Annotated in this window: 1 protein-coding gene; it reads left to right on the top strand. The window is 46.1% G+C overall.

Going from position 1 to position 479, the window contains the following annotated elements; genetic code table 11:
• A partial coding sequence (locus tag PSH48_RS20875; protein ID WP_273588146.1) for a GTP-binding protein occupies positions 1-479 on the top strand: 479 nt, incomplete at its 3' end.

The following is a 479-nucleotide window of genomic DNA, read 5'->3' as shown; positions in this document are numbered from 1 at the left end:
ATGGCAAAAGAAAAGTTTGAACGCGTAAAACCGCACGTAAACGTTGGTACAATCGGCCACGTTGACCACGGTAAAACTACACTAACTGCAGCAATCACTAACGTACTTGCAAAAGTATACGGCGGTGTTGCTAAAGATTTCGCATCAATCGATAACGCTCCAGAAGAGCGCGAGCGTGGTATCACAATCTCAACTTCTCACGTTGAGTACGATACACCAACTCGTCACTACGCACACGTAGATTGTCCTGGACACGCCGATTATGTTAAAAACATGATCACTGGTGCTGCTCAAATGGACGGCGCTATCTTAGTAGTAGCTGCGACTGACGGCCCTATGCCACAAACGCGTGAGCACATCCTACTTTCTCGTCAGGTTGGCGTACCTTACATCGTTGTATTCATGAACAAATGTGACATGGTTGACGACGAAGAGCTACTTGAGCTAGTAGAAATGGAAGTTCGTGAACTTCTTTCTGA

This window comes from Pseudoalteromonas sp. Angola-4, assembly GCF_028599265.1.
GTDB lineage: Bacteria > Pseudomonadota > Gammaproteobacteria > Enterobacterales > Alteromonadaceae > Pseudoalteromonas > Pseudoalteromonas atlantica.
The sequence above is the reverse complement of the archived record's forward strand: the minus strand, read 5'-3'. Positions and strand labels throughout refer to the sequence as shown.